General features: G+C 61.4%; 19 protein-coding genes. 14 read left to right on the top strand and 5 right to left on the bottom strand.

Annotated features, from left to right (window positions below):
• Positions 1 to 231: 231 nt before the first annotated feature.
• The 3 genes from UC34_RS24340 to UC34_RS24330 form a co-directional block, all read right to left on the bottom strand.
• Positions 232 to 1,134: a LysR substrate-binding domain-containing protein gene (locus tag UC34_RS24340; protein ID WP_044457514.1), complete on the bottom strand. Its 903-nt coding sequence runs from the start codon at positions 1,132 to 1,134 to the stop codon at positions 232 to 234.
• Between the two features lie 36 nt (positions 1,135 to 1,170).
• The gene (gene fumC / locus UC34_RS24335; protein ID WP_044458638.1) at positions 1,171 to 2,562 is read right to left on the bottom strand and encodes a class II fumarate hydratase; all 1,392 of its coding nucleotides are present in this window, start codon (positions 2,560 to 2,562) and stop codon (positions 1,171 to 1,173) included.
• A 255-nt stretch (positions 2,563 to 2,817) separates the two neighbouring features.
• The gene (locus tag UC34_RS24330) at positions 2,818 to 3,693 is read right to left on the bottom strand and encodes a LysR family transcriptional regulator (RefSeq protein ID WP_044457513.1); all 876 of its coding nucleotides are present in this window, start codon (positions 3,691 to 3,693) and stop codon (positions 2,818 to 2,820) included.
• A gap of 391 nt (positions 3,694 to 4,084) precedes the next feature.
• On the opposite strand from UC34_RS24330, the gene UC34_RS24325 reads away from it, so the two are divergent.
• Positions 4,085 to 5,731 carry a GMC family oxidoreductase gene (locus tag UC34_RS24325; protein ID WP_044457512.1) on the top strand — a complete coding sequence of 549 codons (1,647 nt, stop codon included), beginning with the start codon at positions 4,085 to 4,087 and terminating at the stop codon, positions 5,729 to 5,731.
• 39 nt (positions 5,732 to 5,770) lie between these two features.
• Here UC34_RS24325 and UC34_RS24320 read toward each other — a convergent pair whose 3' ends face one another.
• Together UC34_RS24320 and UC34_RS24315 are read right to left on the bottom strand one after the other, a co-directional pair.
• Complete coding sequence (locus UC34_RS24320) at positions 5,771 to 6,817, bottom strand: MFS transporter (RefSeq protein ID WP_237165367.1); 1,047 nt, start codon at positions 6,815 to 6,817, stop codon at positions 5,771 to 5,773.
• A gap of 359 nt (positions 6,818 to 7,176) precedes the next feature.
• Positions 7,177 to 8,013, bottom strand: a complete 837-nt coding sequence (locus UC34_RS24315; protein WP_044457511.1) for a hypothetical protein — start codon at positions 8,011 to 8,013, stop codon at positions 7,177 to 7,179.
• A gap of 675 nt (positions 8,014 to 8,688) precedes the next feature.
• Here UC34_RS24315 and UC34_RS24305 point away from each other — a divergent pair.
• The 13 genes from UC34_RS24305 to rsmG all read left to right on the top strand — a co-directional run bounded on the left by UC34_RS24305 (position 8,689) and on the right by rsmG (position 26,003).
• Positions 8,689 to 9,468 carry an ABC transporter ATP-binding protein gene (locus UC34_RS24305; RefSeq protein WP_044457509.1) on the top strand — a complete coding sequence of 260 codons (780 nt, stop codon included), beginning with the start codon at positions 8,689 to 8,691 and terminating at the stop codon, positions 9,466 to 9,468.
• A gap of 8 nt (positions 9,469 to 9,476) precedes the next feature.
• Positions 9,477 to 10,256 carry an ABC transporter ATP-binding protein gene (locus UC34_RS24300; protein WP_044457508.1) on the top strand — a complete coding sequence of 260 codons (780 nt, stop codon included), beginning with the start codon at positions 9,477 to 9,479 and terminating at the stop codon, positions 10,254 to 10,256.
• 76 nt (positions 10,257 to 10,332) lie between these two features.
• Entirely contained in the window at positions 10,333 to 11,526 is a 1,194-nt protein-coding gene (locus UC34_RS24295) for an ABC transporter substrate-binding protein (RefSeq protein ID WP_044458637.1), read from the top strand.
• Between the two features lie 100 nt (positions 11,527 to 11,626).
• A complete protein-coding gene (locus UC34_RS24290) occupies positions 11,627 to 12,511 on the top strand; it encodes a branched-chain amino acid ABC transporter permease (protein WP_044457507.1) in 885 nt (294 codons plus the stop codon).
• Positions 12,512 to 12,522: 11 nt separating this feature from the next.
• Positions 12,523 to 13,521, top strand: coding sequence for a branched-chain amino acid ABC transporter permease (locus UC34_RS24285; RefSeq protein ID WP_044457506.1), 999 nt, complete (start codon positions 12,523 to 12,525; stop codon positions 13,519 to 13,521).
• Between the two features lie 628 nt (positions 13,522 to 14,149).
• Positions 14,150 to 14,914 carry a sulfite exporter TauE/SafE family protein gene (locus UC34_RS24275; protein ID WP_237165193.1) on the top strand — a complete coding sequence of 255 codons (765 nt, stop codon included), beginning with the start codon at positions 14,150 to 14,152 and terminating at the stop codon, positions 14,912 to 14,914.
• A 170-nt stretch (positions 14,915 to 15,084) separates the two neighbouring features.
• A complete protein-coding gene (locus UC34_RS24270; protein WP_044457504.1) occupies positions 15,085 to 16,230 on the top strand; it encodes an ABC transporter substrate-binding protein in 1,146 nt (381 codons plus the stop codon).
• A gap of 257 nt (positions 16,231 to 16,487) precedes the next feature.
• A complete protein-coding gene (gene hpaR, locus UC34_RS24265) occupies positions 16,488 to 16,985 on the top strand; it encodes a homoprotocatechuate degradation operon regulator HpaR (RefSeq protein ID WP_044457503.1) in 498 nt (165 codons plus the stop codon).
• Between the two features lie 388 nt (positions 16,986 to 17,373).
• Positions 17,374 to 18,429 carry a branched-chain amino acid ABC transporter permease gene (locus UC34_RS24260; protein WP_044457502.1) on the top strand — a complete coding sequence of 352 codons (1,056 nt, stop codon included), beginning with the start codon at positions 17,374 to 17,376 and terminating at the stop codon, positions 18,427 to 18,429.
• Between the two features lie 18 nt (positions 18,430 to 18,447).
• Positions 18,448 to 20,244, top strand: coding sequence for a branched-chain amino acid ABC transporter ATP-binding protein/permease (locus tag UC34_RS24255; protein ID WP_052811230.1), 1,797 nt, complete (start codon positions 18,448 to 18,450; stop codon positions 20,242 to 20,244).
• Entirely contained in the window at positions 20,244 to 20,990 is a 747-nt protein-coding gene (locus UC34_RS24250) for an ABC transporter ATP-binding protein (protein WP_044457501.1), read from the top strand. Before UC34_RS24255 ends, UC34_RS24250 begins: the two co-directional genes overlap by 1 nt.
• 2,340 nt (positions 20,991 to 23,330) lie before the next feature.
• The gene (gene mnmG, locus UC34_RS24245) at positions 23,331 to 25,313 is read left to right on the top strand and encodes a tRNA uridine-5-carboxymethylaminomethyl(34) synthesis enzyme MnmG (protein ID WP_044457500.1); all 1,983 of its coding nucleotides are present in this window, start codon (positions 23,331 to 23,333) and stop codon (positions 25,311 to 25,313) included.
• 12 nt (positions 25,314 to 25,325) lie between these two features.
• Positions 25,326 to 26,003, top strand: coding sequence for a 16S rRNA (guanine(527)-N(7))-methyltransferase RsmG (gene rsmG, locus UC34_RS24240; RefSeq protein WP_044457499.1), 678 nt, complete (start codon positions 25,326 to 25,328; stop codon positions 26,001 to 26,003).
• The last annotated feature ends 3 nt before the right edge of the window (positions 26,004 to 26,006 follow it).

Here is a 26,006-nt window from a genome sequence, read left to right as displayed (position 1 = left end):
GATGGGGGGCGTCCGTCGCGTGTCTTGCCGTCACGTCATACCGGTAATACGCCTGCTTTTTGTCGGATCACGTTCGTCGGCATGGCCCGGCGAGCGAAGTGCGGGCAATATCGCCGACAAACGTGTGCGGATAGGACAGAAAGTAGTGCAGACAAAATGACAGGCAAAGCGATAATTCCGCATGTTGCCATGCGTGCAGCGCATGGTAACTTTTGAAACCTCACGTAACCCCTATGATGGGAAACGGGTTTCCGAGTAAATCCAGTTGCGGAAAATGCGTGCTGCGGCATGCTCATGGCGCTCGGCAGGCCACACGAGATAGTAGCCGCCGCCCAGACTTGCCGTCGCGTCGCAGGCGCGAACGAGCAGCCCCGCGTCGAGGCATGGGTCGATCATGTGTCGCCATCCCATCACCAGTCCGCCGCCTTCGATGGCCATCTGTACCAGCAGCGGGTAGTAGTTGGCGCTGACCATGCGCGGAAACTTCGGGGCATTCACGCCCTGCAACTCGAACCAGTCGGGCCACGACATCCACTTGCGCTGGCCGTCCTCGATGAACAGGAGCGTTTCGTCGATGAGATCGGCCGGGGCCAGTTCGCGCCCGGCGAGATAAGCGGGCGAGCAGACGGGGAACACTTCCTCGTCGAAAAGACGCCGGCCGGCGAAGTCGGGCGGCAGATCGTTGCGCACGTAATAGACGCCGAGATCGAACTCTGACGCGGAGAGCGACGTGATGCCGTCTTTCACGATCACGCGAATCTTGATGTCGGGGTGCGCGGCCCGAAAGCGCATGAGTTGTGGGGTCATCCAGAGCACGGCGACCCCCGACGAGCAGGCGACCGTGAGTTCCAGGTCGCCGCGTCGTTTCATCAGGTCGGCCGTGGCTTCTGCGCATTCGCCGAGCAAACGCTGAATCTGCTCGGCATAGCGTTGTCCGGCCACCGTCAGCCGCAGCGTGCGATGCTCGCGGGTGAAAAGCGCGCGCCCGAGAAACTCTTCGAGCTGCGCGATCTGACGACTCACTGCGCTTTGCGTGAGATTGAGCTCCGCCGCCGCCCGGGTGAAGCTCGAATGCCGCACGGCGGCGTCGAAAGCAATCAGGCAATGCAGTGGCGGCAGGGGCGAGATCGGCATGCGCGGTGACCGTGTGACAGTGTTGCAAAGGGACGTTCAGCGCTTGCCGACCATTTGTTCCGGGCGCACCCAGGCGTCGAACTGCTCGGCCGTGACATGGCCCAGCGCAAGGGCGGCCGCCTTGAGCGTGGTGCCTTCCTTGTGGGCCTTCTTGGCGATCTGCGCAGCCTTGTCGTAACCGATGTGCGGGTTGAGCGCGGTCACGAGCATGAGCGACTCATCGAGCAGCGAGGCGATGCGGGCGCGATTCGGCTCGATGCCGATGGCGCAGTTATCGTTGAAGCTCACCGCGCCGTCGGCCAGCACGCGCACGCTTTGCAGGAAGTTGTGGATGAGCAACGGCTTGAACACATTCAGCTCGAAATTGCCCATCGAGCCGCCGACGTTGATGGCGACGTCGTTACCCAGCACCTGGGCGCAGAGCATCGTCATCGCTTCGCATTGGGTCGGATTGACCTTGCCCGGCATGATGGAGCTGCCTGGTTCGTTTTCGGGAATCTGCAACTCACCGATGCCGCATCGCGGGCCGCTGGCGAGCCAGCGCACGTCGTTGGCGATCTTCATGAAGCTGGCGGCGAGCGTCTTGAGCGTGCCATGCGCGTGCACGATGGCGTCGTTCGCGGCGAGCGCTTCGAACTTGTTCGGGGCCGTGACGAATGGCAGGCCGGTGTCGCGCGCGAGCGTGTCGGCAACCTTCTTCGCGAATTCCGGGTGGGCGTTCAGGCCGGTGCCCACGGCAGTGCCGCCTAGTGCGAGTTCGGCCACGTGCGGCAGCGCGTCCTCCACATGCCTGAGGCCATGGTCGATCTGTGCGACCCAGCCGGAGATTTCCTGACCGAGGGTGAGCGGCGTAGCGTCCTGCAAGTGCGTGCGGCCGATCTTGACGATGTCGTCGTAGGCGCGCGCCTTGGCGTGAAGCGTGTCGCGCAGCTGGCCGACACTGGGTTTGAGGTGGTTCACGAGGGCGTCGAGCGCGGCCACGCTCATGGCGGTCGGGAAGACGTCATTGGACGACTGTCCCTTGTTGACGTCGTCGTTCGGATGCACGAGGCGCTCTTCGCCGCGTACGCCGCCGAGCAGTTCGCTGGCGCGGTTCGCGAGCACTTCGTTCATGTTCATGTTCGACTGCGTGCCCGATCCCGTCTGCCATACGGCGAGCGGGAATTCCTCGTCATGCTGGCCGGCGATGACTTCGTCGGCGGCCTTGATGATGGCGTCAGCCTTCTTGGCGTCGAGCACGCCCAGATCTTTGTTGACCTCGGCAGCGGCACGCTTGACACGAGCGAGCGCGCGCACGAGTTCGCGCGGCATCTTCTCGGTGGAGATCTTGAAGTTCAGCAGCGAGCGCTGCGTTTGGGCACCCCACAGGCGGTCGGCAGGCACGGCAATCTCGCCGAAAGTATCGCGTTCCATTCGCACATCGGACATGGTCGACTCCTTGAAGACAGACTTGAATTCTAGATCGTTGACAGGGATGTGACACGACAGGTCGATGGCAGACGCGCCGTGCCACGGCATGATTTGCGAGGGAGACGGCCTTTTCGAATGTCGTGAAGCGAAGGCCTGGGCAGGCATGGATTATGCGCCCGATTTGCGACGCGAAGGTGCCGGGCGCGGTGTCGGAAAGGCGTCCGGGAGGGCATGACGTCCAGGATCAGCGACGCCCCGGATCAGCAGCAGCGTTCAGGCCCAGACGCTCGTCACGAGTTGCAAGGCAGCGGCGATGGCAGGTTCGTCGCGCCGCGAGACGAGTGTGACGAAGGCAAGCTCGGTGGGCACCGACACGGCGTCGGCGATCACCAGGCCGTGAGCACGCGCCTCGCGCAGCGCGATGGAGTCGCGCACCAGCGACAGCCCGATACCTGACTTCACCAGATCGAGCATCGACGGCTCCTGATCGACTTCCGCGACTTTCACCGGGGTGACGCCGACCTCGCCGAAGGCGGCGCACAGCAGGCGATGATGGGCGGACTCGGGCGGTGTCCAGATCCACGGCAGCGCAGCGAGTTCGCGCCATCCGCGCCGGGCGACCCGCTCGCGCCAACCGGCCGGTGCCAGCACCTGATACGAGAACGGCGTGAGCGTGATCGCATGGAATTGCGCCGGATCCGGCTTGCCAATGTAGAACCCGACATCCAGTTCGCTTCGTGCCAGGCGTTGCAGCACGTCGCCCGACATGCTGTGTCGCAGCACGGTTTCGATTTGCGGATACGACTCCACCAGACGCTTCAGGAACGCGCCCAGCCGCGTGAATTCGGGGTCGAGGATCGTGCCGATGCGAAGGCGTCCGCGTACCGTTTCGCGCAGCGCGCCCGCCGCCTGCTGAAAGTCGGTCAGTGCCGAGAGCATGCGTTCGGCCAATGGCAGCAGGGCCTGGGCGTCGCGTGTGAGGGTGAGCCCATGCGCCGTGCGGGTGAAGAGCGTGAGACGCAGCGTTTCCTGCAACGCCTTGACCTGAAGGCTGACGGCCGGTTGCGTCAGGTGCAGCCGTTGCGCGGCCCGGGTGAGATTGCCTTCTCGGGCGATGGCGACGAAGGCACGAAGATGGGCGAGTTCCATGGCACGAGGGGCAGAGAGTGAGAGTCGACGGGCGACATAAGGGAATCTTATATTGCTTTTGATAATTTCTCATTGGCTTGCCGCGCGGCGCGGCAGTACGCTATGCACTCTCGCGGCGTGGCCAAGGTTGGCGCACTGGCTGGCTTGCGCGGGCGCTGGCGCCGGTTGGGGGCGTGGCATCGACGCGGTCGTTCGGTTCGGTGCGACGGGCGCGATGAACATGAGTATTTCTGATGGAATACCGGGCATTCGACCGTCCCACCTGGCATTGACGGCGTGACGACAAAAATGAACCCGACACGTGGGGCGACAGTCCACCTCAGTCGGGTGCCGCATCAGGGCTGGCACCGCACCATGGCGAGTGCCGCGCCATCGAGGGAGACAAGCGGGAATGAGCAAGCAGGGGCAGCAGCGAACCGACCAGCAAGAGCGTTTCGATTACATCATCGTGGGGGCCGGCTCGGCCGGGTGTGTGCTGGCGAACCGTCTCACGCAGGACCCCGATGTCTCCGTCCTGCTGCTTGAGGCCGGCGGCAAGGACGACTATCACTGGATTCACATCCCCGTGGGTTATCTGTATTGCATCGGCAACCCGCGCACCGACTGGCTCTTTCGCACGCAGGCGGAGGCCGGATTGAATGGGCGCTCGCTCGCCTATCCGCGCGGGCGAGTGCTCGGCGGGAGTTCGTCGATCAACGGCATGATCTACATGCGCGGCCAGCGTGAGGACTACGACCTGTGGGCCGACGCCACTGGCGACGATGGCTGGCGTTGGGACAATGTGCTGCCGCTATTCAAGCGCAGCGAAGACCACTACAAGGGCCGCTCGGAATTTCATGGCAGCGGTGGCGAGTGGCGCGTCGAGAAGCAGCGTCTGTCGTGGCGCGTGCTCGATTCGTTTGCCGATGCTGCCGAGCAGATCGGCATTCCGAAAACCGACGACTTCAATCGTGGCGACAACTTCGGCATCGGCTACTTCGAAGTGAATCAGCGACGCGGCGTGCGATGGAGCGCCGCGAAGGGTTTCCTGCGGCCCGCGTCGCAACGCCCGAATCTCACGGTCATCACGGGGGCGAGTGTCAGTCGTTTGCTGTTCGACGGCACGCGTTGCACCGGTGTGGCGTATCGCGGCGGGAACGAGGACTTCACGGCGCTCGCGAACGTGGAGACCATTCTTGCGGCGGGGGCGGTGAATTCGCCGCATCTGCTCGAAGTCTCGGGCATTGGCGACGGCGAACGGCTGCGCGGCTTCGGCATCGACGTGGTGTCGCATCTGCCCGGCGTGGGGGAGAACTTGCAGGACCATCTGCAATTGCGCACGGTGTACAAGCTGCGCGGCGCGAAGACGCTCAACCTCTCGGCGAACAGTCTGATTGGCAAGCTGACGATCGGCATGCAGTATGCGTTCACGCAACGTGGGCCGATGAGTATGGCGCCATCGCAGCTCGGTGCGTTTGCGCGCAGTCGCGACGACGTGGCGCGTCCCGATCTGGAGTACCACGTGCAGCCGTTGTCGCTGGAGAAGTTCGGCGATCCGCTACACAAGTTCAATGCGTTCACCGCGTCGGTGTGCAATCTGCGACCGACTTCGCGCGGCAATGTGCATCTGACGTCGCCCGATGTGCGCGTCGCACCGAATATCGCGCCGCATTATCTGTCCACGGACGAGGACCTGCGAGTCGCGGCGGACGCCATCAAGCTCACGCGCCGTATCGTGGGCGCCCCCGCATTCGCGCGATTCGAACCGCGCGAGTATCTCCCGGGGCCGTCGTATCAGACGGACGACGATCTGAAGCGCGCAGCGGGCGACATCGGCACGACGATCTTCCATCCCGTCGGCACCTGCCGCATGGGACGCGACGACGATGCGAATGCCGTCGTCGACGCCCAACTGCGCGTGCGTGGCGTGCAGGCCTTGCGTGTGGTGGATGCTTCCGTCATGCCGACCATTACGTCGGGCAACACCAACTCCCCGACGATCATGATCGCCGAGCGCGCCAGCGACATGATTCGCGCGGCGCGCAAGGCGGGGAGATGACCCTAAGGGTGGGACAGCGATTTTCTGAGACGGTGGGCGTCAGCATTCGGGATGCGGGTTGGCGCGCATGCCACCTTGTCCGTGAAGGGCCACACTCGCCACATACGAAGTAACCAACAAGAGGGTGAGCAGAAGGAATTTCGACTGCGGGATATTGGACAGTCCGATGCTTAGTGTCCCGGCGACAAAGAACCGTATTGCCCCGGATGCCGCCGCAGCGGTGCCGGCGCAATGTTCGAATAACGCCATGGACAGTGTCGCGGTTGCGGGGCGGATCAGTGTGGTTCCCAACGTGGCGATGAGCATCGGTGCCATTGCGGTTGCTGCGTGATGTCCGAGCCAAACATAAAGCGCAATCATGAGGAGACTCGCCATGCCGATCATGCCAATGCCGAGTCCAATCTGTCGTTGCGCGGCAAATCGATTGGCAAGTTGATCCGCAAGAAATCCACCTAGCAAATATGTCCCACCGTAGAGAAGCAGCACCTTGGCGTAGCCATACGAAGTGAATTCAAGGATCTCGAAGAAGAGATGTGGCGAAAGAATGATGAAGGAGAAATGGCATGCGAACGCAATGGTGCCGAGAAGCGTGTAGGCAAGGAAAGCGCGATGGCTGGCCAGTTGCCAATAGAGCCATGCGTAGTGACCTGGTTTACTTTGCGGCGCTCGGCGTGAGTCCTTCAAATACCGTGCCGCGTGTAATAAAACGCCGATGGCAATCGCGGCGAATAGCCAGAAGCTGGCCCGCCATCCGAAGTGTTCCTGCAAGGTGGCGCCGAGCAACGGGGAGCCGGCAATGCACAGACCTCCGAACGTCACATTGAATATTCGGGCGCGCAGACCTGTTCCGCCAGGAAATGTGTCTTGAATGATCGCTTGCGCAAGAATGAAACATGAGCAACCCATCGCTTGAACGACACGGAATGTGACATGCAACGCATAGCTGTGTGCGAGGGCGCCGCCAATTGCGCCGAGGGTAGCGATTAGCAAGCCGACGAGAAGGACGCGCCGTCTGCCGACCTGATCGGATAGCGGTCCCACGATGAGTTGCGCGACAGAAAACGTGATTGCAAAGTAGCCGACCAGCGAGGCGATTGAATCGACACTGGTGTCATACGCGTTGGCAATGGAACGAAAGACGGAAGCATGACGTCAAGCGGAAGCGCGCTTAACGCAGTGAGAGCGCTGGTGAGGATAATCGCCGACGTGGGTGTCATGGCTTGCCCTCTGCAGGGAGAAGCCCCGCTTCAATGAACGGCGCTCGGTGTGTTGGGGAAGATGGCATTCCGGTTTGGGCGATAGCAGCGAGCGTTGCCTTTGCGCCGTCTCGGGCTCGGCCAACCCATCTGGGCCAGACCGGATCCGCGCTCAGGCAACGTCGCGTAGTCGAGGAAACAGACAAGTCTTGAAGGGGATGGCGACGTGGTCTTTGTGCGAGGGGATTGCTACGGGAACGTAAGGAGAATGCCGCTCGCATCATCTCGACGCTTGCGGTCCGTGTTACTGGCAAGCGTCGCTTCGTGGCGCCGAACGGCGTTCAGCAAAGCACCAAGTCCAGACTGGGTTGCTAATCTCAGCGCTTGCGCGGACGTCATTAACCCATAGGTGTCCCATGCTCGCGACAGGCCATCCGTTCCCACCAGGATCTGTGCAGGCGTATGGAGAGACGTTTGGATTTTCCGGGCATTGAAGGCGCTTTCCGGGTTCAGCGTGAGCGCTGAACTCAGTTCGTTGCGTTGCTGCTCGCAGCGTCTTGCCTGTAGCTGCGAAAGTCGGTCGCCGGTGAACCCGGAGTGAGGTTTCCACGGATCGTAAGTCCGAGGTACTGACAAGGGCGCTCTGAGGTCGGTGTCCAACGGAATTGGACCTTCATGCAATAGTTCGAAGCAATCGGCGTAACGATAAATTGAGACCGCGACCCTCGATGAGGAGACCATATCCATCTCCACAATCGTCGCGGCGGCTACAGGCCACTCATGCACCGGGCGCTTCGATCCTGAAGCGCTAAAGTACGCCTGCTTTATCGAATTTAGCTCCTGGTGCAATCTTGACGGCATGAAGGCGGAATCAGCCATGTTCGAAAGTGCGTCGGCCACCTTTCGCGCAGACCAACCAGCATCTGAAATATCGTCAAACGTGGTGAATGGCGATTGCGAGAGCGTTGATGCGCCATCGATAGCCCATGCAAGAACCGATCCCGGGCGGCGAAGGTACCCGACGACATCTTCGGTGGGAATGTTCGCGTAAATCCCGTCAGTAATACTCGTTATGTTCGGGGTCATGGCGTTGACTCTCCCTCCAATATTTGGCCGATATCGTGTCCGTGGGGCGATCCGTCACACCATGCTTTCGGTCGCAAGGCGGACCATCGCGGGCTGCCGACGGGACACCCAAACATCGTCACATGGGGAATGGATGGCGGGTTTGGAGATATTCTTATTTCTCATCTGCACTGACGACTTCGTGAGTCCGCGGCCGAAAAAAACGACCGAAATCCCAAAAGTGCGCTGCATGGCCGCGACGTTCCGCTTCATGCGGTTTTCTGTGGCTTCCCCCAAAACTTACGTAGTAATACCTAATGTATGCGGAGGTGCGCGACGATGGCTGATCGAAATTGGCTATCAGACGTGCATTTGCGTGTGCCGCAAAAGCCTTGTCGCACTAGGGCGCGGCGTGCTGGCGGTCCATGTGACCGAACGTTCTGCAACACGTGTGAGCATGCGTGTTTCGACGGATGCGAAGCCTAGTGCAAATCCCAATGATCGCGTTGCAACAAACCACACACAATAACGATTCCTTATAGGCGACCGAACCAAGAATTCGGCGTCCTTCAAAGGACGCGGGGCACTCTGCCGACGACGCCAACCCGTGCGTCATCTGCCTGCCTTGCGGTTGTCACAGACGATGGTGCCGAAGCCTTTTGCTTCGCACCGCCAACCAGGAATGTGGCAGGAGACATGGCGAACAACGATTTCATTCTCGAAACCCGCGGACTCACGAAGGAGTTCCGTGGCTTTACCGCCGTCAATGGGGTTGACCTGCGCGTCGCGCGCGGCACCATCCATGCCCTCATCGGCCCGAACGGCGCCGGCAAGACCACCTGCTTCAACCTGCTCACGAAATTTCTCGTGCCCAGCGCGGGGACCATCACCTTCAACGGTGAAGACATCACCCGTGAAGCGCCCGCGCAAATCGCGCGCCGCGGCATCATCCGCTCGTTCCAGATCTCCGCCGTGTTTCCGCACCTGAGCGTGCTCGAGAACGTGCGCATCGGTTTGCAACGCAACCTCGGCACCGCGTTCCACTTCTGGAGCAGTAGCCGCACGCTGCGCCAGCTCGACGCCCGTGCGATGGAACTGCTCGCGGAAGTCGGTCTTACCGAATTCGCCCATACGCTGACCGTGGAGCTGCCATACGGCCGCAAGCGCGCACTCGAGATCGCGACCACGCTTGCTATGGAACCCGAACTAATGCTGCTCGACGAACCCACGCAAGGCATGGGACATGAAGACGTCGATCGTGTCACCGCGCTCATCAAGAAGGTCTCGGCGGGCCGCACGATCCTGATGGTCGAGCACAACATGAACGTGATCGCCGGCATCTCCGACACGATCACCGTGCTTCAGCGCGGCGAAGTGCTTGCCGAAGGGCCGTATCACGAAGTCTCGAAGAATCCGCAGGTGATGGAAGCCTATATGGGCACAGCGGACGGCGAATTGCAGGGAGCCCACGGGTGAGGACGTCTATGTACGGAAACGGTGGTAACCAGGGTGGCGAGCGTGGCAAGGGCGGGGCAGGTGTGCCCGCACTGGAAGTCGAAGGGCTTCAGGCCTGGTACGGCGAGTCGCACATTCTGCATGGGGTGGATCTGACGGTCGGGCGCGGCGAAGTCGTCACACTGCTCGGACGCAACGGCGCCGGGCGCACGACCACGCTGCGCGCAATCATGGGACTCACGGGCCAACGTCAGGGCTCGATCCGTATCGCGGGGGAAGAGACCATTCATCTTCCGACGTACAAGGTCGCGCATCACGGCGTGGGCTATTGCCCCGAAGAGCGCGGCATCTTTGCGAGCCTGTCGTGTGAAGAGAATCTGCTGCTGCCGCCGTATATCGGCATGAGCGGCAATCGTCGCGAGGATGGCGGGCGCGGCATGTCGCTCGAGGAAATCTACGACATGTTTCCGAACCTCAAGGAGCGACGCCACAGCCAGGGCACGCGCCTGTCGGGTGGCGAGCAACAGATGCTGGCGGTGGCGCGCATCTTGCGCACCGGCGCCAACCTGCTGTTGCTCGATGAAATCTCCGAAGGCCTCGCGCCGGTGATCGTGCAGACATTGGCGCGCATGATCACCACGCTCAAGGCGCGTGGTTACACCATCGTGATGGTGGAACAGAATTTCCGTTTTGCGGCTCCGCTGGCCGATCGCTTCTATGTGATGGAGCACGGCAAGATCGTGGAGCGCTTCGGCGCTCCGGAGCTGGAGATGAAGATGCCGGTGCTGCACGAATTGTTGGGCGTATGAGGTGAGCTACCCGGTGCGCTCGCGTGCCGGGCGATGGACCCAGGCGATCAAATCCACGAAGGAGACGAAGATGACGATGCGAATGAAGGCGTTGGCCGTAGCGGCTGCGTTCGGTTTTGCGGCAATGGCCACGCAGGCCCACGCCGATGGCAACACGGTGAAGATCGGTTTCATCACCGACATGTCGGGCCTGTACACCGACATCGACGGGCAGGGCGGCGCGGAAGCCATCAAGATGGCCATTGCCGACTTTGGCGGCAAGGTGCTCGGCAAGCCGGTCGAACTGGTGACGGCCGACCACCAGAACAAGGCGGACGTCGCCGCGTCGAAGGCGCGCGAATGGTTCGACCGTGGCGGTGTGGACATGCTCATCGGCGGCACCAACTCGGGCACCGGCCTTGCGATGAACAAGGTCTCGGCCGAGAAGAAGAAGGTCTACATCAACGTGGGCGCAGGCTCCGACGCGCTGACCAACGACCAGTGCCAGCCGTACGGCGTGCACTACGCCTATGACACCGTGGCGCTCGCGCGCGGCACGGGCTCGGCCGTGGTGAAGGCGGGCGGCAAATCGTGGTTCTTCCTGACGGCCGACTACGCGTTCGGTCATGCGCTCGAGAAGTCGACCGCCGACGTGGTCAAGGCCAACGGCGGCACGGTGGTGGGGCAGGTGCGCCACCCGCTCTCGGCGTCGGACTTCTCGTCGTATCTGCTGCAGGCCGGCAACTCCAAGGCGCAGGTGCTTGGCCTTGCCAACGCCGGCGGCGATACGATCAACGCGATCAAGGCGGCGAAGGAATTCGGGATCAAGGGCAAGATGCAGATCGCGGGTCTGCTGGTGTTCATCAACGACATTCACTCGCTCGGCCTGGACAACACCGAAGGCATGTACCTGACCGACAGCTGGTACTGGGACAAGGACGAGAAGACGCGCGCTTTCGCCAAGCGCTACTTCGACAAGATGAAGAAGATGCCGTCGAGCCTGCAAGCGGGTGACTACTCGGCCACGACCACCTATCTGAAGGCGGTTCAGGCGGCCGGCACGACGGACGCCGACAAGGTCATGGAGCAGCTTCGCAAGATCAAGATCGACGACATGTTCAGCAAGGGCTACATCCGCAAGGACGGCACGATGGTCCACGACATGTACCTGATGCAGGTCAAGTCGAAGAAGGAGTCGAAGGAGCCGTGGGACTACTACAAGGTGGTCGCCACGATTCCGGGCGACAAGGCCTTCACCACGGAAGCCGAATCGACCTGCAAGCTCAAGTAAGCGCAGTAGCGTCAGCGTTTAGCAAAAACACGTAAGCGATGCACTGATAGCGGCGGGACGCGTGTCCCGTCGCGACCTTTCTCCCAGAGAATCGATTTCGATGGAATTCCTCGGCATCCCCCTGCCAGCGCTGTTGAGCCAACTGCTGCTGGGCCTCGTGAACGGCTCGTTTTACGCCATGCTGAGTCTCGGCCTGGCAGTGATTTTCGGTCTGCTCAATGTGATCAATTTCGCGCACGGCGCGTTGTTCATGCTGGGCGCCATGCTCGCCTGGATGGGCGGCAACTATCTCGGCCTCAATTACTGGGTCATGCTGATTCTCGCCCCCGTTGTCGTGGGCGTCATCGGCATCGTGATCGAGCGCACCATGCTGCGCTGGATCTACAAGCTCGATCATTTGTACGGTCTTTTGCTCACGTTCGGCATCACGCTCGTGCTCGAAGGCGTGTTCCGCTCGATCTACGGCGTGTCCGGCCAGCCGTTCGATGCGCCTGAAGCGCTGTCCGGCGCGACCAACCTCGGCTTCATGTTCATGCCGAACTACCGCGCCTGGGTGGTGGTGGCGTCGCTCGTCATCTGCTTCGTGACGTGGTTCATCATCGAGAAGACGAAGATCGGCGCGTATCTGCGGGCAGGCACGGAAAATCCGAAGCTCGTGGAAGCGTTCGGTGTGAACGTGCCGCTCATGATCACGCTCACGTATGGCTTCGGTGTCGCGCTTGCGGCGTTCGCCGGCGTGCTCGCCGCACCGGTCATCCAGATTTCGCCGCTGATGGGGCAGTCGATGATCATCACCGTGTTTGCGGTGGTCGTGATCGGCGGCATGGGCTCCATCATGGGCTCGATCGTCACCGGGCTGATGCTCGGCGTGATCGAAGGTTTCACCAAGGTGTTCTACCCGGAAGCGTCGGCGACCGTGGTGTTCTTCATCATGGTGATCGTGTTGCTGCTGCGCCCGGCTGGGCTGTTCGGCAAACAAAAGTAAGGGGCGGAACAATGCAACAACAGATGCCACAACGCGTGCTGTACTCCCTGCTGCTTCTTGCGCTGATCGTCGCGCCGTTCGCCGGCGCCTATCCGGTCTTCGTCATGAAGGTGCTGTGCTTTGCGCTCTTCGCCTGCGCTTTCAATCTGCTGCTGGGCTTTACCGGACTGCTGTCGTTCGGTCATGCGGCGTTTTTCGGTAGCGCCGGATACATCACGGGCTATGCGATTCGTAATCTCGGATTTACGCCGGAAGTTGGCATTCTCGCGGGCGTGATTGCCGGCGCGGTCCTGGGGCTCGTTATCGGCTTGCTCGCGATTCGCCGCCAGGGCATTTACTTCGCGATGATCACGCTGGCGCTCGCACAGATGCTGTATTTCTTCTGTCTGCAAGCGCCGTTCACCGGCGGCGAAGATGGACTGCAAGGTGTGCCGCGCGGCTCACTTTTCGGCGTGCTGCCGCTCGACTCGGATCTCACGCTGTATTACGTGGTGCTTGCGATCTGCGCGGCGGGGTTCCTGCTCATCATGCGTATCGTGCATTCTCCGTTCGGTCAGGTGCTCAAGGCGATCAAGGAAAACGAACCGCGCGCCATCTCGCTGGGATACGACGTCGATCGCTTCAAGTTGCTGGCCTTCGTGCTCTCGGCCACGCTCGCCGCGCTTGCGGGCTCGACCAAGACGGTGGTGCTTGGCTTCGAGACGCTCACGGACGTTCACTGGACGATGTCGGGCATGGTGATTCTGATGACCCTGGTCGGCGGTCTCGGGACGATGCTCGGACCGGTCGTGGGGGCGGTCGTGATCATCGTGCTGGAAAACAAGCTCGGCGATATCGGCTCGTGGCTCGCAACGGCTACCGGCGTCACGTGGTTCCAGACGCTCGGCGAGTCGGTCACCATCGTGATCGGTGCGATCTTCATCATCTGCGTGCTCTCGTTCCGGCGCGGCCTGGTGGGCGAGCTCACGGCGCGCAGCCGGTTTTTCCGGACGATGTCGCAGCAGTCGTGAGCCTCGGCGCCAAACCTCAAAAAACGTCGGAAAGGGCATGGGCGGGCAGGCGCTGGCGGGTGGCGGATGCACTGGTGTGGGGCATCCGCTCATCACCCTGGCGCACGAATGTCAGAAAAAACCTAATTTGTAGGGGTAAATGCTGACTTGTGGTGCATTGGGTGCTCCTTTATTCTCTCTCTCAGTTCGCGTCACGGCAGGATATAGGGGCGAGGAACGAGGAGACAACAAGCGCGATAACGCGCACCGCCAAAAAAGAAAGCGCTGTTGGAGCAGACTCCAACAGCGCTTTTTATATTGTACTTCGCACCTTCGCACCCGGCGAAGCGATCACATGCCGACCGACCGGCCCTCCTGCGATTTCCCCCCATTCATTTCCGCCATTCCTGCGATGACGCTGCCCCATACGGTTCGCTCGCATTTCCCCGTCAAACTCGCATCGTTGCCGCGCCGATTCGCCCATTCGGGCGGCAATTTCGCCATGTCGCGAGAATTCATCCGTTCATGTAAGCGCAATGCGCGATAAAAGCGCTATGCTCGCCGTTTTCGTCTGGCGGTCCGCAATGTACGGAAATGTCTGTGTGGCGCGAGCGCCGTGTATGGGGAATGTATGTTGACGAGTTGGGCGTTGACCGATTTGCTGATGCTCGCCGGTGGCGCATTTCTGGCCGGTCTGGTCGATGCCGTGGTCGGTGGTGGCGGACTGATTGCTGTGCCGACGCTGTTCGCTGTCTTTCCCAACGCCGCGCCGCCGTTGCTGTTCGGCACCAACAAGATGGCCGGTATCTGGGGCACGGCCTCTGCTGCCCTGCGTTACGCGCGCGGCATTCAACTGCGCTGGGCCATCCTCCTGCCCGCCACGCTGGCGGCATTCGTCTTCTCTTTCTGCGGGGCGTATGCCGTCACGCACGTGCCAGCCGACATGCTGCGAAAGGTGTTGCCGTTCGTACTGGTGGCGGTGGCGGTCTACACCCTGCGCAAGAAGGATTTCGGGACGGTTCACGCCCCTGTGAGCGGCGGTGCGGGGGTCACCCTCATGGCGATCGCCGTGGGCGGCGCCATCGGCTTCTACGACGGTTTCTTCGGCCCGGGCACGGGCAGCTTCCTGGTGTTCCTGTTTGTCCGTTTGTTCGGTCAGGATTTCGTGAACGCGTCCGCGTCGTCGAAGATCGTGAACGTGGCGACCAACCTGGCGGCGTTGCTGCTGTTCGGCATGGGCGGACATGTGTGGTGGCAGGTCGGGGCGGGCATGGCGGTGATGAACGTGCTGGGCAGTCTGGTCGGCAGCCGTCTCGCGCTCAAGCATGGCGTGGGCTTCGTGCGGCGCATGTTCCTCGGCGTGCTCGCGGTGTTGATCGTGAAGACGGGCTACGACGCCTTTTTGCGTGGCTGATCGCGCGAGATCGGGCATGATCGGTGGCGGCCCGCTGTGGTGGATGCCACACGTGGGGAAACCGCACTTTACGAACTGGCATTGGTGCCCGTAAGATGGGCGTCGATTTACCGACTGCGCGGTCGGTTAATGTAAAAAAACGAATTCGAAATTTTTGTGAGGAGACCCAAATGAAACTGAAGTTGCTGTGCATGGCATCGGCCATGATGCTCGTCGCGGGCGTTGCGAACGCTCAGGTGAAGATTGGCGTGTCGCTGTCGGCGACCGGTCCGGCGGCTTCGCTGGGCATCCCCGAAAAGAACACGATTGCGCTGATGCCGAAGACGATCGACGGCCAGTCGGTGCAGTACATCGTGCTCGATGACGCGACCGACACGACGACGGCCGTCAAGAACATGCGCAAGCTGATCAGTGAAGATCATGTCGACGCCGTGCTCGGCTCGACCGTCACGCCGAACTCGCTGGCCATGGTCGACGTGGCCGCGGAGACGCAGACGCCGGTGATCTCGATGGCCGCTGGCGCCGCCATCGTCGAGCCGATGGACGCCAAGCGCACGTGGGCCTTCAAGACCCCGCAAAACGACATTCTGATGGCGACCGCTATCGCGAAGCACATGGCGGACAGCGGCGTGAAGACCGCAGCGTTCATCGGCTTCTCGGATGCCTACGGCGAAGGCTGGTACAAGGAGTTCCAGAAGGCCGCCGATCTGAACAAGATCAGGATCGTGGCGAACGAGCGCTTCAACCGCGCCGATACGTCCGTGACCGGCCAGGCGCTCAAGATCATGGGCGCGAACCCGGACGCCGTGCTGATCGCCGGTTCGGGCACGCCGGCAGCGCTGCCGCAGCGGACGCTCAAGGAGCGCGGCTACAAGGGCAAGCTGTATCAGACGCACGGCGTGGCGAACAACGACTTCCTGCGCGTGTGCGGTAAGGACTGCGAAGGAACTTACCTGCCGGCTGGCCCGCTGCTCGTCGTTGAGCAACTGCCGAACGACAATCCGGTGAAGAAGTCTGCGGCTGCGTACAAGGCGGCGTATGAAAAGGCCTATGGCGCCGGCTCGATCTCGACCTTCGGCGGCCACGCCTGGGACGGCGGTCTGCTGCTGCAAAAGGCGATTCCGGTCGCGCTGAAGAAGGCCAAGCCGGGCACCGCCGAGTTCCGTGCCGCGCTGCGCGACGCGCTCGAAGGCGTGAAGGACATGCCGGGCACCGCCGGTATCTTCAACATGAGCAAGAACGACCACAACGGTCTGGATCAGCGCTCGCGCGTGATGGTGCAAATCGTCGACGGCAAGTGGAAATTGGCGAACTGATGCGCGTCGGGGCTGCCTATAGCATGCAGGCATGCCCCGCTGTCACATCAGCAGTATCTGCGGTATCGACGCCCGGTTTGACCAGTCGGGCCGAAAGAACGGGCGTTCGCGCCCGTTTTTTTTAAGCGTGGTAGTTTCGCGCATCGCAAAGAGACGGCAGGACATGCATTTGCGAGCGGCACATGAGAGGCCGCATTGTCCCAACCTGATCGCCGCAGCCGGGGGGCTGAACGGCCGATCCTTTCGAGCGTAAATCCATGACGGGTGAATTCGAACACCGCAACCTATCCCTGGTGTTGCTGCAATCGCGCGAAGCGGTAATGGGCCTTTTCCGCCCCTTGCTCAATTGCTACGACATCACGGAACAACAATGGCGTGTCATACGGGCCGTCAACGATAGCGAATCCGGGGAAATGGAAATCGGGCAGGTCGCGCGTGAGTGCTGCATCCTGAGTCCCAGCCTGTCGGGCATGCTCGAGCGCATGGAGGCATCGGGTCTCATCATGCGCCGGCGGGTGGCTGCCGATCAGCGTCGCGTGATGGTGTCGCTCACGCCGTCGAGCCGCGCCTTGTGCAAGAAGCTCGGGCCGCTGGTCGAAGAACGCTATCGCTATCTGGAAGACAAGGTCGGGCGCGACACGCTCGCCGAGATCTACCGGTTGCTCGATGTCGTGCGCGAGGCGTTGCCTGCGGAGGTGCTGGCCGAAGCGCCATCGCTGCCCACCAAGCCGCGCCGCCGTCGCAAGGCGGTCTGAGCCGACCGGGACGCCGCGCAACCCTCGGAAAGTCGACGCGCGGCGACGGCGACCCCGCGCGTCGGCTCAGGTCGGGAAGCCGGAAATTCGGGCGTGCGCGGGACGGGGACGGGAGTGAGGTGCGGTGTGAGGTGGGATGTGAGGTGGGATGTGTGAAGCGGGATGTGAAGCGGGAGGTCGGTGGAGACCGGACTTCGCCGTCTCAGTAGTCACCCGGGTTTTACCAATGCATAACGATTTATACAATTCATAATTCGCTGCACTGCCGCACGGGGATGTGCGGGTGTGTCGATGTGAAGGGGAACGGGGTGGCAGCGCGCCGCGCCGTGCATCACACCGGCTGTCTCGCCAGCCGGTTCAAGAAGTACTCAAACGAAGTGAGAGGAGCATGGATCTTTCGATTGCAGCCATCCTGGCGCAGGACGGCATCACCACGGGTGCGATTTATGCCTTGCTGGCATTGGCGCTCGTGCTGGTGTTCTCCGTCACCCGCGTCATCTTCATTCCGCAGGGCGAGTTCGTGTCGTATGGCGCGCTCACGCTGGCGGCACTCCAGACCCAGAAGTTTCCGCTCACGAGCTGGCTGCTCGTGGCGATGGGTATTTGCACGTTCATCGTTGAGACCTCCGGCGTGCTGCGTCATAGCGAGCGTCGCAAACTGGCGGGTCGCCTGGTGCCGGTGTTTGCGGGCAAATATCTGGTGTTCCCGATTGCCGTGTTCTTCGTGGTCAAGGCGCTCGCGCCGATGACCTTGCCGATGCTCGTGCAGATCGCGCTCACGCTGCTGCTGGTCGTGCCGATGGGGCCGATGCTCTATCGCCTGGCCTATCAGCCGCTGGCGGAGGCGAGCACGCTGCTGCTGCTCATCGTCTCGGTGGGCGTGCACTTCGCGCTGACGGGCCTCGGACTGGTGATGTTCGGCGCCGAAGGCTCGCGCACGCAGGCGTTCTCGGATGCGAGCTTCAACATCGGCTCGGTGATGGTCTCCGGTCAAAGCCTGTGGGTGGTCGGCGTGTCGGTCGTGATGATTCTGGCGCTGTACTTCTACTTCGACCGTTCGCTCTCGGGCAAGGCGCTGCGCGCCACGGCGGTCAATCGTCTGGGCGCGCGCCTGGTCGGTATCGGCACCGTGCAGGCCGGTCGTCTGGCGTTCACGCTGGCGGCGGTGCTGGGCGTGCTGTGCGGCATTCTGATCGCGCCGATCACGACCATCTATTACGAATCGGGCTTCCTGATCGGCCTGAAGGGCTTCGTGGGCGCGATCATCGGCGGTCTGGTGAGCTATCCGGTCGCCGCACTCGGCGCCATTCTCGTGGGCCTGCTGGAGTCGTACTCGTCGTTCTGGGCGAGTGCGTACAAGGAGGTCATCGTCTTCACGCTGATCCTTCCGGTGCTGCTGTGGCTCTCGCTCACAAGCAAGCACGTGGAAGAAGACGAGGAATAAGCCGGGGCGGACCACAGAATGAAAAACAAATACTTCCTGATTTTCCTGGTGCTGCTGGCCGTTTTGCCGGTCCTGCCTGCACCGGTGCGTTTGCCTGAATACTGGGTGACGCTGCTCAACTACATCGGCCTGTACAGCATCGTGGCCATCGGCCTGGTGCTGCTCACCGGCGTGGCCGGCATGACGTCGTTCGGACAAGCGGCGTTCGTGGGACTGGGCGCTTACGCGACGGCCTACCTGACGACGGCTTACGGCGCGTCGCCGTGGCTCGGTCTGATCGTGGGCGTGGCGATTACCGCCGGCGCTGCGCTCATCATCGGCGCGATCACGATGCGCCTGTCGGGCCACTTCCTGCCGCTGGGCACGATCGCGTGGGGGCTGGCGCTGTACTACCTGTTCGGCAACCTCGAGTTCCTGGGCAAGTACGACGGGCTGAACGACATCCCGACCATCAACCTGTTCGGCCTGGAGCTGGCGAGCGGGCGTCAGATGTACTACCTGATCTGGATCGTGGTGGTGCTGGCCGTGGTGTCGATCAAGAACCTGCTGGATTCGCGCCCGGGCCGTGCCATTCGCGCACTCAAGGGCGGTGGTGTGATGGCAGAAGCCATGGGCGTGAACACGGCGTGGATGAAGGTGGTCGTGTTCGTCTACGCTGCAGTGCTCGCGGCGATCTCGGGCTGGTTGTACGCGCACTTGCAGCGTGCGGTGAACCCCACGCCGTTCAACCTGAACCACGGCATCGAATACCTGTTCATGGCGGTGGTCGGCGGCGTGTCGCACGTGTGGGGCGCGGTGCTGGGCGCGGCGATTCTCACGGTGCTCAAGGACTACCTGCAGAACATTCTGCCGGTGCTGCTGGGGGCAAACGGCAACTTCGAGACGATCGTCTTCGGGGTGTTGCTCGTGCTGCTGCTGCAATATGCGCGCGACGGCGTGTGGCCGTTCTTCGGCAAGATCTTCCCGGCGCGGCGCGTGGCGAAGGCGCCGGAGCAGGCCGAGCCGTTGGGCCATCGTCCGAAGCCTGCGGTGGGCGAGGTGGTGCTCAAGCTGGAGAAGGCGCGCAAGGAGTTCGGTGGTCTGGTCGCCGTGAACGATGTGTCGTTCGAGGTGAAGGCGGGCGAGATCGTGGGCCTGATCGGCCCGAACGGTGCGGGCAAGTCGACCACGTTCAACCTCGTGACCGGGGTGTTGCAGGCCACGCGCGGCGAGATTTCGTTCCTGGGCGAGCGAGTCGATCGTCTGCCGTCGCGCGAGATCGTCAAGCGCGGCATTGGCCGGACGTTCCAGCACGTGCGGCTGATGCCGCAAATGAGCGTGCTGGAGAACGTGGCGATCGGTGCGTATCTGCGCGACAAGCACGGGCTGCGTCGTCGCCCGCAGGGTGGCGTGTGGTCCAGCGTGCTGCGTCTGGATCGTCACGAAGAAGCCATGCTGCTGCATGAGGCGAAAAAGCAGATCGAGCGTGTGGGCCTCGGGGCGCACATGTACGACGAAGCGGGCAGTCTGGCGTTGGGGCAACAGCGCATTCTGGAAATTGCGCGTGCGCTGGCGTGCGATCCGACCTTGCTGCTGCTCGACGAGCCGGCGGCGGGCCTGCGTTACAAGGAGAAGCAGGCGCTGGGCGATCTGCTCAGGAAGCTCAAGGATGAAGGCATGAGCGTGTTGCTGGTCGAGCACGACATGGACTTCGTGATGAATCTGACGGATCACCTGGTGGTGATGGAGTTCGGCACCAAGATCGCCGAGGGGCTGCCGGAAGACGTGCAGAAGAACCCGGCGGTGCTCGAAGCGTACCTGGGAGGAGTGGAGTGATGGCAGACGCGATTCTGGAGGTCAAGGACCTCGCCGTCGCATACGGCAAAGTCGAGGCGGTGCATGGGGCGCATCTGCGGGTAGGAGCAGGGCAGATCGTCACGGTGATCGGTCCGAACGGTGCGGGCAAGTCGTCGATGCTCAACGCCATCATGGGGGCGCTGCCGCACAACGGATCGAGCAAGGGCAGTGTGGCCTATCTGGGTCACGAGATGTCGGCGCTGAGCATCGAAGCGCGTGTCTCGCGGGGCATGTGTCTGGTGCCGGAAAAGCGCGAGTTGTTCTCGACGATGACGGTGGAGGACAACTTGTTGTTGGGCGCTTATCGCCGCAAGAAAGCGGGGGAGAAGCACTTCCTCGACCAGATGGAGGTGGTCTACGCGCTGTTCCCGCGTCTGAAAGAGCGTCGTGTTCAGCAGGCGGGGACGCTCTCGGGCGGGGAGCGCCAGATGCTGGCCGTGGGCCGAGCGTTGATGGCCAAGCCGCAGTTGCTGATGCTCGACGAGCCGAGTCTGGGCCTGGCGCCGCTGATCGTGAAGGAAATCTTCCATATCATCAATGACTTGCGCAAGACGGGTGTGGCAACCTTGCTCATCGAGCAGAACGCCCGGGCCGCGCTGCAGGTCGCCGATTACGCTTATGTGATCGAGACGGGCGAGTTGGCGCTCGAAGGCCCGGCGCAGGAATTGGCGACCAATCCGAAGGTCATCGAGACTTATCTGGGGCTGGCCAAGAAGGCTGCCTGATCGGCGGGTCGTCGTTCGATCAGTCTGGAGTGCTACCGAGAAAGCCCGCCGATTCGGCGGGCTTTTTCATTGTGGGGCATCGGTGCAATAGCGAACGATCGTTCGCGTGTAGCATCCGTCCCCATTTCCTTTGGGCCGGCCGCAAGCCTCGGTTCTGAAGTGTGCTAGATCACTTATTCACAGTTGGTTGTGGATATGTGTGGGTAACTCAAATCTATGGCGCACTGCCGCAATAAGGGGTTGCGGGATTTTTTCGAATTTCGAGTGAAATTCGTGTTCGATGTTATCCACAGAAAAGCAAATTCCTGAAATGGAATTTCGACGGCGATGGTGGGGTGTGGATAACGCGATGCGGTTGGGGGGTGACGAAGCGTGTTTTTGCTTTTTGCGTTGTCGTTTTGCTTTTTTGGTTTCACGTGGAACGTGGCAGCTTGACACCACGTCCCTGTAATTCGTCGTCGCTCTTGTCTTGCTTCCGGGCAGTGCGAATTGGGGGCGCCCTGACTACGCTCCAGCTTAAAGTCGCTCCGTCAGGGCGCCCCCAATTCGCACCGGTCGGATGTCCGAGTTTTTGCCGACGTTGATAGGCTTACGCTTCATTCATCGTGTCGCTCGTGGTGTCCTGCGGAATGCCATTTCCGACGCTCAAGCCGTTGTTCCGCTTCTTCTGGAACACCGCATCCCGCTAACACGACACCACTCTTACGTATGTCCGGGCAGTGGGTATCGGGGGTGCCCTGACTGCGCTCCAACTTAAAGTCGCTCCGTCAGGGCACCCCCGATACCCACCTCTCACACGTCCGGGGAAGAATCGGCGCCGCCTCGGTCTCGTCCGTAATTTCAAATTGCGTTACGACGCCGACGCCAACAGCTAGATGTTCGTTGGCTCTGGACTGCGACTTTCTCAAGATCTCCCTCATCTCTCTTCAAACGGCTTCGTGGGATTCCTTACCGCTGCAGCAGGACGAACACATTCCACGAGAACTTCGATCGTCACTCTCACGACCGCTGGCGGCACGTAGTCGCTAACCCCTTAGATAATTGCTGTCTGCTATGGAGCACGTTGGGTTTCACGTGAAACAGGGCACGACCGTCTTACCGAGTTTTACTGGGGCGCTCGCTTGGCGGAGATTGCCGGTGCCCTGACGGAGCGACTTTAAGTTGGAGCGCAGTTAGGGTGCCGGTGATCTCCGCTGCCCGGAGGTCGGAGGAGGAGAGGGGGCGGTGAAAGGTTGTGGTTTTGTTGGACGGCAAGGTGCACGAAGCGTCTGCCTTACGCGAAAACCCCTTACGTTTCACGTGAAACAAGGAACGACCGGTTCATCGAGTTCTAGTCGGGCACCCGCTTGGCGGAGATTGCCGGTGCCCTGACGGAGCGACTTTAAGTTGGAGCGCAGTCAGGGCACCGGTGATCTCCGCAGCTCGGAGGTCGGAGGAGGTGAGAGAGCGGTGAAAGGTTGTGGTTTTTTTGGACGGCAAGGTGCACGAAGCGTCTGCCTTACGCGAAAACCCCTTACGTTTCACGTGAAACAAGGAACGACCGGTTCATCGAGTTTTAGTCGGGCGCCCGCTTGGCGGAGATTGCCGGTGCCCTGACGGAGCGACTTTAAGTTGGAGCGCAGTTAGGGTGCCGGTGATCTCCGCTGCCCGGAGGTCGGAGGAGGAGAGGGGGCGGTGAAAGGTTGTGGTTTTTGTTGGACGGCAAGGTGCACGAAGCGTCTGCCTTACGCGAGAACCCCTTAAGTTTCACGTGAAACATGGAACGACCGGTTCATCGAGTTCTAGTCGGGCGCCCGCTTGGCGGAGATTGCCGGTGCCCTGACGGAGCGACTTTAAGTTGGAGCGCAGTCAGGGCACCGGTGATCTCCGCAGCTCGGAGGTCGGAGGAGGTGAGAGAGCGGTGAAAGGTTGTGGTTTTTTTGGACGGCAAGGTGCACGAAGCGTCTGCCTTACGCGAAAACCCCTTACGTTTCACGTGAGACAAGGAACGACCGGTTCATCGAGTTTTAGTCGGGCGCCCGCTTGGCGGAGATTGCCGGTGCCCTGACGGAGCGACTTTAAGTTGGAGCGTAGTCAGGGTACCGGTGATCTCCGCTGCCCGGAGGTCGGCGGAGGGGAGGAGCGGTGGAAGGTTGTGGTTGACGGGGGCTGGCAAGCTCCGCGAAAGCACCTACTTACCATGAGATTTCCCCACGTTCCACGTGAAACAGTCCCCAAAACCGTCGTTTTCCACGCACGTTCCACGTGAAACACATGCGTGGTTACAAATGATGCACTGCAATGCCGCTATAATTCCGCAATTACCGATCCAGAGAGTTTGCCGTTAGCGGCAATATTGCGATGCTTTATCCGACCGAGTTTGACGTGATCGTGGTGGGTGGCGGCCATGCCGGCACCGAGGCTGCGCTCGCCTCAGCCCGCATGGGCTGTAAGACGCTTCTGCTCACCCACAATATCGAGACCCTCGGCCAGATGAGCTGCAATCCCTCCATTGGCGGGATCGGCAAAGGCCACCTCGTTAAAGAGGTCGATGCCCTTGGCGGCGCCATGGCCGCTGCGACGGACGAGGGCGGAATTCAGTTTCGTATCCTGAATTCGTCCAAAGGCCCGGCGGTTCGTGCCACTCGCGCCCAGGCCGACCGTCTTCTCTACAAACAGGCTATCCGTCATCGACTGGAGAATCAGCCGAATTTATGGCTGTTCCAGCAAGCCGTCGAAGATCTTATTGTCGAGGGCGAGCGTGTCGTCGGGGCCATCACACAAGTGGGCCTCCGTTTCCGTGCTCGCGCTGTTGTGCTGACTGCCGGTACGTTCCTCGATGGCAAGATCCACGTCGGCCTCAACAATTACGTCGGTGGGCGCGCCGGAGATCCGGCCGCGATCAGCCTCTCCGCCCGACTCAAAGAGTTGAAGCTTCCGCAAGGTCGGTTGAAGACAGGGACGCCGCCGCGCATCGATGGTCGCACCATCGACTTCTCCGTGCTGGAGGAGCAACCTGGCGATCTCGATCCCGTACCGGTTTTTTCGTTTCTCGGACGTCCCGATCAGCATCCACGACAAGTGCCTTGCTGGGTGACGCATACCAACGAGCGGACCCACGACATTATTCGCGGTGGCCTCGATCGGTCGCCGATGTACACCGGTGTGATCGAAGGGGTGGGACCACGATACTGCCCGTCGATCGAAGACAAGATTCATCGCTTTGCCGATAAAACGTCGCATCAGATCTATCTCGAGCCCGAGGGTCTGACGACCAACGAGTATTACCCGAACGGTATCTCGACCAGCCTGCCTTTCGACGTGCAGCTCGAACTCGTTCGATCGATGAAGGGCATGGAGAACGCATACATTTTGCGACCCGGCTATGCCATCGAGTACGACTACTTCGATCCGCGCGGTCTGCGCAGCTCGCTGGAAACGCGTGTTATCTCGGCTCTGTTCTTCGCGGGACAGATTAACGGGACCACCGGTTACGAAGAAGCCGCCGCCCAAGGTCTGCTCGCGGGTATCAACGCCGCGCTGCAGGTACAAGGCCGTGACGCCTGGTGCCCGCGCCGAGACCAGGCGTACCTTGGCGTGCTCGTCGACGACCTGATTACGCGTGGCGTGTCCGAGCCGTATCGCATGTTCACCAGCCGAGCGGAGTACCGGCTGTCGCTTCGGGAAGACAACGCCGACATGCGTCTGACGGAAATCGGGCGTGAACTGGGCGTGGTCGACGACATTCGTTGGGAAGCGTTCTGCCGCAAACGCGATGCTGTTTCACGTGAAACAGAACGCCTCAAATCAACGTGGGTGAATCCGAAGACCTTCCCGGCCGAAGACGCCGTGCCGTTGCTGGGGAAAGCTATCGATCATGAGTATTCATTGGCGGACCTGCTGCGTCGACCGGAAGTCGGCTACGACGCGCTGATGGCCGTGCAGGGTGGTCGTCTTGCACCGACATCGCCATTGTCCGACGATGCACTGCAAGCCAACCAGATTCGGGAACAGATCGAGATCGCAGTGAAGTATCAGGGTTACATCGACCGTCAGGCCGATGAAATCGTGCGCAAGGAAGCGAACGAGAACACGGTGCTGCCTGCGAACATCGATTACAACGACGTGCGTGGGTTGTCGATTGAAGTGCGCCAGAAGCTGAATGCGCAGCGCCCGGAAACCTTGGGTCAGGCATCGCGCATCTCGGGCGTGACGCCTGCCGCGATCTCGTTGCTCATGATCCACCTCAAGAAAGGACTCGGCCGCCGACGTGCGGCAGGAAACCCGTCCGCCGACACCCATGTCGCTGCCGACGGCGATGCCGGCGACCAGCACGCTGCCTGACGCGGAGACCTTATGACTGCTCCGCGTAATGCCGCTGCAGACGGCAATGAACTCGCCACCCTATTGGCAGACGGTATCGAGCAACTCGGTCTTTCGATAGATGCCGAGCAACAGGCACGTCTGCTCGATTATCAGATGCTGCTGGCGAAATGGAATGCTTCGTTGCAGATGACCTCGATTCGCGATCCGCGGCAAATGGTCGTCAAGCATCTGCTCGATTCGCTCTCGATTTTGCCGCGTCTCGACCGCGAGCCGATTTCACGTGTGCTGGACGTTGGCTCGGGGGGCGGGCTGCCGGGCGTGGTGCTCGCCATCGTACGCCCTGACTGGCAAGTGACGGTAAACGACATCGTTCACAAGAAGACCGCTTTTCTGACGCAAGCCCGTGCCACGTTCAAGCTGACCAACCTCACGGTCGTCACCGGACGCGTCGAGTCGCTCGTCGTGGGTAAAGAAGTGCCCGCGCCCTTCGATGCCATCGTCTCGCGCGCCTTTGCCGAGTTGTCCGATTTCGTCACCCTCGCGCGTCACTTGCTGGCATCCGACGGCAGCTTCTGGGCGATGAAGGGTGTCGCCGCCGAAAGCGAACTGGCATTGCCGGAAGGCTGCGAATTGATCGAACGCCTGGCTTTGCAAGTGCCATTTCTCGATGCTGAGCGTCATTTGCTCCGCGTAAAGGTTACGGGATGACCC

Origin of the sequence: Pandoraea vervacti, from assembly GCF_000934605.2 — a bacterium.
GTDB classification, from domain to species: Bacteria; Pseudomonadota; Gammaproteobacteria; order Burkholderiales; family Burkholderiaceae; genus Pandoraea; species Pandoraea vervacti.
This window is presented reverse-complemented; position numbering and strand designations above follow the sequence as displayed.

Excerpts from the sequence above, each read along its gene's own strand:
- UC34_RS24325 (WP_044457512.1), top strand. The coding sequence starts at position 4,085 with ATGAGCAAGCAGGGGCAGCAGCGAACCGACCAGCAAGAGCGTTTCGAT.
- fumC (WP_044458638.1), bottom strand. The coding sequence starts at position 2,562 with ATGTCCGATGTGCGAATGGAACGCGATACTTTCGGCGAGATTGCCGTG.
- UC34_RS24315 (WP_044457511.1), bottom strand. The coding sequence starts at position 8,013 with ATGACCCCGAACATAACGAGTATTACTGACGGGATTTACGCGAACATT.
- UC34_RS24270 (WP_044457504.1), top strand. The coding sequence starts at position 15,085 with ATGAAACTGAAGTTGCTGTGCATGGCATCGGCCATGATGCTCGTCGCG.
- UC34_RS24250 (WP_044457501.1), top strand. The coding sequence starts at position 20,244 with ATGGCAGACGCGATTCTGGAGGTCAAGGACCTCGCCGTCGCATACGGC.
- rsmG (WP_044457499.1), top strand. The coding sequence starts at position 25,326 with ATGACTGCTCCGCGTAATGCCGCTGCAGACGGCAATGAACTCGCCACC.
- UC34_RS24300 (WP_044457508.1), top strand. The coding sequence starts at position 9,477 with ATGTACGGAAACGGTGGTAACCAGGGTGGCGAGCGTGGCAAGGGCGGG.
- UC34_RS24260 (WP_044457502.1), top strand. The coding sequence starts at position 17,374 with ATGGATCTTTCGATTGCAGCCATCCTGGCGCAGGACGGCATCACCACG.
- hpaR (WP_044457503.1), top strand. The coding sequence starts at position 16,488 with ATGACGGGTGAATTCGAACACCGCAACCTATCCCTGGTGTTGCTGCAA.
- UC34_RS24255 (WP_052811230.1), top strand. The coding sequence starts at position 18,448 with ATGAAAAACAAATACTTCCTGATTTTCCTGGTGCTGCTGGCCGTTTTG.
- UC34_RS24285 (WP_044457506.1), top strand. The coding sequence starts at position 12,523 with ATGCAACAACAGATGCCACAACGCGTGCTGTACTCCCTGCTGCTTCTT.
- mnmG (WP_044457500.1), top strand. The coding sequence starts at position 23,331 with ATGCTTTATCCGACCGAGTTTGACGTGATCGTGGTGGGTGGCGGCCAT.
- UC34_RS24290 (WP_044457507.1), top strand. The coding sequence starts at position 11,627 with ATGGAATTCCTCGGCATCCCCCTGCCAGCGCTGTTGAGCCAACTGCTG.
- UC34_RS24295 (WP_044458637.1), top strand. The coding sequence starts at position 10,333 with ATGCGAATGAAGGCGTTGGCCGTAGCGGCTGCGTTCGGTTTTGCGGCA.
- UC34_RS24330 (WP_044457513.1), bottom strand. The coding sequence starts at position 3,693 with ATGGAACTCGCCCATCTTCGTGCCTTCGTCGCCATCGCCCGAGAAGGC.
- UC34_RS24305 (WP_044457509.1), top strand. The coding sequence starts at position 8,689 with ATGGCGAACAACGATTTCATTCTCGAAACCCGCGGACTCACGAAGGAG.
- UC34_RS24340 (WP_044457514.1), bottom strand. The coding sequence starts at position 1,134 with ATGCCGATCTCGCCCCTGCCGCCACTGCATTGCCTGATTGCTTTCGAC.